At 63.4% G+C, this 5,374-nt stretch carries 4 protein-coding genes and 2 pseudogenes; all 6 read left to right on the top strand.

Translation table 11 applies throughout. The features are described 5' to 3' along the window. Positions 1–366: 366 nt before the first annotated feature. A complete protein-coding gene (locus AB0J67_RS39000) occupies positions 367–1,044 on the top strand; it encodes a GGDEF domain-containing protein (RefSeq protein ID WP_363490503.1) in 678 nt (225 codons plus the stop codon). Between the two features lie 168 nt (positions 1,045–1,212). Further along, a complete protein-coding gene (locus AB0J67_RS38995; protein WP_363490501.1) occupies positions 1,213–1,398 on the top strand; it encodes a hypothetical protein in 186 nt (61 codons plus the stop codon). A gap of 29 nt (positions 1,399–1,427) precedes the next feature. Beyond that, a pseudogene (locus AB0J67_RS38990) lies at positions 1,428–1,736 on the top strand (sigma-70 factor domain-containing protein); the annotation flags it as partial. Positions 1,737–1,894: 158 nt separating this feature from the next. After that, on the top strand, positions 1,895–2,089 hold the full coding sequence (locus AB0J67_RS38985; protein WP_363490499.1) for a DUF6229 family protein: 195 nt from the start codon (positions 1,895–1,897) through the stop codon (positions 2,087–2,089). Positions 2,090–2,171: 82 nt separating this feature from the next. Further along, positions 2,172–4,982, top strand: coding sequence for a type 2 lanthipeptide synthetase LanM family protein (locus AB0J67_RS38980; RefSeq protein WP_363490497.1), 2,811 nt, complete (start codon positions 2,172–2,174; stop codon positions 4,980–4,982). A gap of 123 nt (positions 4,983–5,105) precedes the next feature. Continuing rightward, positions 5,106–5,374 (top strand): annotated as a pseudogene (locus AB0J67_RS38975) (ABC transporter ATP-binding protein); the annotation flags it as partial.

Below are 5,374 nucleotides of genomic sequence, written 5' to 3'. Positions count from 1 at the left end.
CCTGTGCCCAGCGCAACGGGCAGGGCGCGGTCCGGTGCGAACGACCGCGGCAGGCGTGGCCGAGTCATCACGGTACGTGGCTGTTGTGCTGCGGGTGTCAGGGCAACCGGACGACCTCATCTGCCACCATGCGCAAGAAACGGGAAAACCTTCCCCATCGGCAGCGAAACCGGTCCGCAGTTACGTGCGACGTTGAGCGGGCCGAGTTAGCGGTTTGCCTCAATGTGGCGCTCAGCGCGGCGGGCGATGGTGGATATGTACGAAAAAGGCGTCTGACACCAGATTGAAAGGATGCCGACAGGGGCGACGAGCAGTCTGGGACCGTCAGCACAACGGCAGCAGCCACAAGTCTTCGGGGAGCATGCCATGACCGCCACGCTGAACAGCCTGATGGCCACCGGCCTGGCGCTTGCCGCATCGGCCGGCTGGGCGGGCGACCTGGTGCGCGTGCGCCGGGAGCGCCGCCGGTGGGCGGCCCAGCTCCGCGACGCCCGCCGGGCCGCGGCAACCGACGCCCTGACCGGCCTGCCCAACCGCGCCGCGCTGACCGCCCGGCTGGCCGAGCTGGCCCCGACCACCGGCTGGTGTCTGGCCATGGCCGACCTGGACCACTTCAAGACGATCAACGACGCCCTCGGCCACGGCACCGGCGACCAGGTCCTCACCGTCACCGCCCGGCGGCTGGCCGCCGCCCTGCCCGGCGCCATGGTCGCCCGCCTCGGCGGCGACGAGTTCGCGATCATCCTGCCGACCGGACCGGATCAGGCGCTGCCGCTGCTGGAGCAGGCCGTGGCCGCCGTCGCCCGGCCGCAGCAGGCCCGAGGCCTGGAACTGACCATCGGATGCAGCATCGGTATCGCCGCCCACACACCCGGCAAGACCGCTGCCGAACTGATGCGCCACGCGGACACCGCCCTCTACCAGGCCAAGCAGACCCGCGATCGCGCCGCGGCCTGGACCCCGGACACCACACCGCCCATCCCGGCGGCAGTCGAACGCCGCCAGACCCGCCCCCGCCCGGCGCATACACCCATGTACGCCTGAACACCCCCACGGACGCCCGCAGACAGGCCGGGCGGGCACGCGTCCCCGACGCGACCGGCCGAACCCGCGGGAGCAGGCGGGGCGTGTGCGATACAACGCCGTACCACGCACGCCCCGCCATATCGCCCGGCCACAGCGGTTCGGGTCTTGTAAAGGCAGGAGGCTTGCATGAGCACGAATGACACCACCGAGGCAGACGCCGGGTCCGTCTTCGAGCCGGTCAACGGTCTGGAGGTCTTCCTGCTGTACCTGCAGTCGCTCAACCGCCGGATCGAGGCGCTCACGGCCGAGGTCACAGAGCTGCGCCACAGCCAGCGCACCCGACCTGCGGCCTCCTCCTCCGAGTCCGCATAGCGGGCCCGGCACCGAAGGCGGTATTCGGCATGGACGTCAACAGGCACGGCAACACGCAGCCGCGGCTGGACGACGGGTTCGGCCAGCGGGACCTGGTCGGAATGTATCTGGCCGAGATCTCCCGGCACCGGCTGCTGAACGCGGCCGAAGAAGTGTACCTGGCCAAACGTGTCGAGGCCGGGCTGTACCCCTCCTGGCTGCTCGAACACGACAACCTGCCGGCCGGTGCCGCTCGCGGCGAACTCGAGCAGATCGCCGCCGAAGGGGTTGCCGCGAAGGCAAGGTTCATCCAGGCGAACCTACGGCTGGTCGTGTCCGTGGTACGCCGCTACCCCCGGCCCGCCCCCATGTGCGTACGCACAAAATTTTGTCTGGTGGCGGGCCAGAGAGGAACCCCGCGCGAACCCTCGGCAGCTGCGTTGTTGCAGCTGGGAACCCTGCAACCCCGTGACGCGTAGTCCCCGATGAGAGTGTTTCTTAGCACAAGGAGGGAAACATGAAGAGCCCTGCACAGGTGACACCTGAAGCAGTGGTCGCGGCCTGGCGAGCAGGATCGTCGCTTGACGGCGCGGCCAACCCCGTGGGTGGGCGGTTTGCACTTGGAGTACCGTCGACGCGCTCGATGCGCCAGCTGACCAAGACATGCACAACGGCGTGCTGCGATCCTACGTTCATGCCTACGGCGGAGTAGAAACCATTCGAGGAGTGTGAGGCAAACTTCGCCTCACACTCCTCGAATGTCGTGGACAGTGTTGGGGTAGGCGGGGGCATTTGTGAAGGCTGCACTTAGAACACATGTAGATCTTTTCGGTCAAAGAGTTGCCGAACAGCTCGAACAAGAATCGGGAATGAACTCAAAGGAGCGACTCAATCTCGTTTCTGGGGCAACGTCACACTTCGAGGAGTTGCTCGAAAGCAGGCTTAGCAGATTATTGGTCTTGGAGTTGCGCGCCCACGCCGTCCGGGGGATGCTTACGTCGGAAACACCGGAAGATCGTTGGACAGAATTTGCCAACCTTGCGGCAACCAACACCTTTTGGGAAAACGCGTATGAGGCTTACCCTGCGCTAAAGGGTCGCCTTGAGCGTCTGACCGTTAACAAGGTCAACGCTATTTCAGAACTTGGGCGCCGTCTGGCCGCCGACCGCCAAAGGCTAGAGCCGTTAGTGGGTACCAGCGAGCTTACGCACGTTCAGTTCGGCCTCGGCGACAGCCATCGGGGCGGGCGGATGGTCACTCGATTGGACTTCGGTGATGGCTCAGTCGTCTACAAACCGAGGTCACTCGATGCCGACAAGGCCCTCGCTGCACTAATAGATGACTTGCAGTTCGGGGCTGAGCAGTGCGTTAGGGTACCGGACGTGCTTGCACGTGCCAACTACGGGTGGTCCGAGTTCATTCAGCACCGCTACTGCGCAGACGAACAGGAGTTGCAACGGTACTACTACGGCATTGGCGCTTGGCTTGCGATCATGCTCCTCTTGAGGGGTCGCGATCTTCATCATGAAAACATCATCGCATGCGGTCCAATCCCAGTATTGATCGACTGTGAGGTGCTTTTCAGCCCGCGTCTCGGTCCCAAGAGCGCGGGCCTAGGCGATGCTGTAGACGACGCCTTCAGGATGTTGGATCAGACCGTTGCGGAAACTGGCCTCCTACCGTGGCGCGACGTCCGTGGACATGCCGTGGAGGGCTTCGACTTTTCCGGAGTCGGGGCACTGGCCGGCCAGCAACCCACCCTCCCAGCCGCGCGGTTCAAGAACCTCGGCAGAGACGACGCCGAGCTGACGATCGAGCATGCTCGTTTGAAACTCGATGGTAAGAACCACCCGACTATCGCTCCACGCCCGGACCTGTTCGAGGAACGCATAATCGAGGGGTTCCGCGAGTACGTCGAGCGCATCGGCTCGCTTAGATCACGCAACGGTCTGCGCGTCGCGCTAGCCCGTTTCAATGGGAGCGAACTGCGGTTCGTCCCGAGAGCGACCCAGATCTACGTTGAATACGGTCGCGCCCTGTGGCACCCATCGTCTCTTCATGACGAGGACACGGCGAAGAACGAGATCTGCGCACTGCTGGCTGAACGCGGTGCCTCCGATCTCGCGATCGGTGATCGTATACCAGTCATAGAAGCCGAAATTCGAGAGCTGCTCGATGATGACATTCCCATCTTCACCTACTCGCCCGACGTCGGGCGAATTGAGGGCCTTCAAGGAATCGAGTTAGCAGCCTGCGGCGACTTGATAAAACACGTCGCGGATTCGTGGGAAACGGTCAACCTTGCATTGCAAGAGGCCTGTATAGCCGCTTCCCTTGCCGGACTTTATCGTGCGTCCACGCGAACGGTATCGCGAGCATCACGAGAAGAGCCAGGGCCGCCCTCGGCCTGCAAACCTTCGCTTAGCAGCATCGCTCGCAGCGTCGCTGAGGATCTATGTAGGAACGCCATCGTAGGCAGCGACGGTACGGTAACCTGGGTCGGCCAGAATGCGGGAATATCAGGCATCACGGCGGTTCCGGTCGACCTGTATTCCGGGCATGCAGGAATCAGTGTTGCGCTTGCCGCGTACAAGCAGGCTTGCGACCGCGGAGCGATGGAACCCGTTGGCGGCCTTGAGGGCATCCTAGACGGCGCGCTCGAGGTCCTTCGCAAGTCGGTGTACGGACCGGACTCTCTGCAGGATCCCGGAGGCTTCGGCGGGTTTGCGGGTGACATCTGGGCCTATCTTACCTTGCACCGCCTACTTGAAGACGATTGCATGCTTAAGCACGCCGAACGGGCCGCTTTGCGGCTGTCGAATGTTCTTGACAACGACAGACAGTTTGATGTCGTCTATGGGGTGGCCGGTTCGATCGTGCCGCTGATAGGCCTTACCGAACGCACTGGCGAATGCCGCTACTTGGACCTCGCGATCCGTGCGGCTAGGCACCTGAAAAAGTCGGCGAACATAGACGGCGAAACGGCCTGTTGGGTTCCTTCCGGCTTTGTGCAGGCGGTCACGGGTTTCGCTCACGGCTCTTTTGGCATTGGTTGGGCGCTCCGGCGATTGCATCATGCTTCGGGCGACCAGTTGTGCGCAGAGCTGGCCGACAAGGCAATGGGCCACTACCACAATATGACCCATGGCGACGCCCTAGGGCGGCTGAAGTCACACTCGTCTCAGGACGAGGAAGGGCACTCCCCGGAGGAAGGCTGGTGCTATGGTGCCACGGGCGTTGCGCTCGCTTCAGCAGACCTTTATCGCCGCGTCGGAGATGTCCGCTACCTGGAGCTAGCAAACCACCTGGGTGAAGCGATTAAGACCCAGATGCCAAGGGGTGACGCCTCATTGTGCCACGGCGACCTGGGCACGTGGGAGCTGCTCCACGAGCTGTCGCACATCGACGATGAATGGCAGAGACGGCGGGAAGGGTTGCAGTCAATAGTTTTCAGTCCCGCAAATGTCAGTAGCGCCTGTGCTTATACCAAGGGTTTTGGCATGTCGCCCGGATTTATGGACGGCGTGTCCGGGCTTCTTTACAGCTTACTCCGAATGAATTTGCCACATACCCGGCTTCCGTCGCCACTGCTCCAGGAATGCTGACTCCAGCGATCTCAACACGGATGAAACTTTATGAGACAGCTCAGCAGCGACATAGCATCGTACACGCAGACGCTTCGCCTTCTCGGTGACCACGGGACAACGCACATCGGCCACCGCACAGTGCGGCGGATCCTGGGCTTCGCCCGGCCGTACCGCACGGAGATCGCGGTCTTCCTGCTGACGGTGGTGCTCGCCGCGGTCATCGGCGTGGCCACCCCGCTGCTGGCGGGCCGCGTCGTCAACACCATCGTGCCGGAGGACGGCAGACCGCTCGCCCCGGACGCGGGCCGCACCGTCATCGTCATCGCGCTGGTCATCGGCGCGCTCGCCGTGCTCAGCGCACTGCTGTCGCTGGCCGAGCGCTTCTACTCCAGCCGCATCGGCGAGGGGCT

Origin of the sequence: Catellatospora sp. NPDC049609, from assembly GCF_040675365.1 — a bacterium.
Taxonomy (GTDB): Bacteria; Actinomycetota; Actinomycetes; order Mycobacteriales; family Micromonosporaceae; genus Catellatospora.
Note: the sequence above shows the minus strand (reverse complement) of the source record. Positions and strands in the feature narration are given on the sequence as shown.